Source organism: Segeticoccus rhizosphaerae, assembly GCF_009192725.1.
Lineage (GTDB): Bacteria > Actinomycetota > Actinomycetes > Actinomycetales > Dermatophilaceae > Segeticoccus > Segeticoccus rhizosphaerae.
This window is the reverse complement of sequence record NZ_VOHR01000475.1, coordinates 1-2,086: the sequence shown is the minus strand read 5'-3', so window position 1 is coordinate 2,086 and position 2,086 is coordinate 1. Positions and strand designations below refer to the sequence as shown.

Annotated in this window: 2 protein-coding genes; both read right to left on the bottom strand. The window is 72.8% G+C overall.

Annotation, left to right across the window (positions count from 1 at the left end; translation table 11 throughout):
• The coding region (locus FRW57_RS20790; protein WP_203230463.1) for an aldehyde dehydrogenase family protein at positions 1-1,078 on the bottom strand (1,078 nt) is incomplete at its 3' end.
• Positions 1,071-2,086: P1 family peptidase (locus FRW57_RS20785; protein WP_238999523.1), on the bottom strand; the 1,016-nt coding region annotated here is incomplete at its 5' end. The genes FRW57_RS20790 and FRW57_RS20785, both read right to left, overlap by 8 nt.

The following is a 2,086-nucleotide window of genomic DNA, read 5'->3' as shown; positions in this document are numbered from 1 at the left end:
CGCCGGCCACCAACCGGGCACCGGCCGCCACCGCGGCCTCCACCCACGCCACGACCCGGTCGGCCGACCGCTCGTCGATCAGGGCCGACACCCGCGTCGACTCCTCGCGCGGGTCACCCACCTGCACCTGGCCCATCCGCTCGGACAACCGCGTCAGGAACTGCTCGCGCACCGACTCGACCACCACCACCCGCTGCACACTGATGCACGCCTGCCCCGACGCGTAGTAGCCCCCGCGCACCACCGCGTCCGCGGCCGCGTCCAGGTCGGCATCCGCCGCCACCACCAGCGCCGCGTTGGACCCCAGCTCCAGCAACACCTTCGTCGGCGCGGCGTCCCGGGCGATCTGGTGCCCGACCGCCGCCGAACCGGTGAACGACACCGCGCCCACCCGGCGGTCCGTGGTCAACGCGACCCCCACCTCGGGTCCACCGGTCACCAGCTGCACCGCGGCCGCCGGGCCACCCGCAGCCACCAACGCCTCACGCACCAGGTGCACCAGCCACAACGTCGCCAACGGCGTCTGCGGCGCCGGCTTGGCCACCACCGGGCAGCCCGCCGCGATCGACGGCGCGATCTTGTGCGCCGCCAGCAGCAACGGGTAGTTGAACCCCGCGATCCCCACCACCACGCCGATCGGCTTGCGCACCCAGAAGCCCAACAGCCCCTCGCCCGAGGGCAACAGGTCCAACGGCACCGTCTCCCCGTGCAACCGCGCCACCTCCTCCGCCGCCGTCTGCAACGTCAACAGGGTGCGCGCCACCTCCACCCGGCAGTCCACCAACGGCTTGCCCGTCTCAGCCACCAACAACCGCTCGAAATCCTCACGCCGCCGTGCGATCTCGTCATGGGTCGCCTGCAACGCGGCACGCCGCACGTGCGAGGGCAACCGCCCCACCACCTCCCGCACCGCCAACGCCGCCTCCACCGCGCGCCGCGCCAGGTCCGCATCCCCCACCGGCGAGGGTGCCACCACCGAACCATCGAACGGGAAACACACCTCCTCACTCGACGGCGCGGACACCCACCCCTCGCCGATCGGCAGGCCGTCCGGGAAATCCAGCGTCAGGTCAGTCATGTTCGTGGTCGCTCTCTGTCGTCGGGGTGGTGAAGGCCGAGGGAAAGGCTTCCCGGTAGGACCGCCATGTGCCGGCCGGGGTCCGGACGGTCTCGGCGCTGAGCATCGCGTGTCCGATCGCCCTGGTGAAGCAGTCTCCGGCAGCATCGAGGAGCGCGTGAAAGCCCAACGGATCCGGCGGAGTTCGGTCGCCGGTCGCCAGCGTGAAGACCGTGTCACCGTCGAACATGGTGTGTACCGGGCGTATGCCGCGTGCCATCCCGTCGTGCGCGATGCCCGAGACCTTGGCGCACTGGGCCTTGGTCAGGGTGGCGTCCGTCGCCACGACGCCGATCGTCGTGGCCAGGGCATATCTGGCGCCTCCCGGGCTGGCCAGGTCGTCGGCGGCCTGACGGGCCGCGGCCAGCTCGGAGGGCAGAGGGTTGGAGAGCGGAGGGAACTCTCCAGGCAGACCGAAGCGGACGGCATACAGCTCACCGGTGGCGGGGTCGACGCAGGAGCCGAGGGCGTTGACCACGGCCAGTGCGGCGACCGTCGTGCCGTCCTCGAGCACGACACTGCCCGAGCCGACGGCACCCTTGAGTCCGCCCGCCTTGCTGCCGGTCCCGGCCCCGACGACGCCACTCTCGACGGGGCCGGAAGTCGCGGCGTCGTAGGCCTGCTCCCCGAACTCGGGGCTCGGATGGGTGGCGAAGTCGCCGCCCCGACCGAGGTCGAAGACCACGGCGCCCGGCACGATCGGCACCACCTCGCCGGGAGCCCCCATCGGCAGGCCGACACCGGCGTCGAAGAGCCGGCCCATGACGCCGTCGACCGCGCCGAGCCCGAAGGCGCTCCCGCCCGACAGGACGACCGCGTGGACGCGCTCGACCATGTTGCGGGGGTCGAGCAGGTCGGTGTCACGGGTGCCCGGCCCGCCACCGCGGACGTCCACCCCGGCCACCGCGCCACCGGGCGGGCACAGGACCACGGTGGTCCCGGTGAGCCAGCCGTCGCCGCGACGGCTCG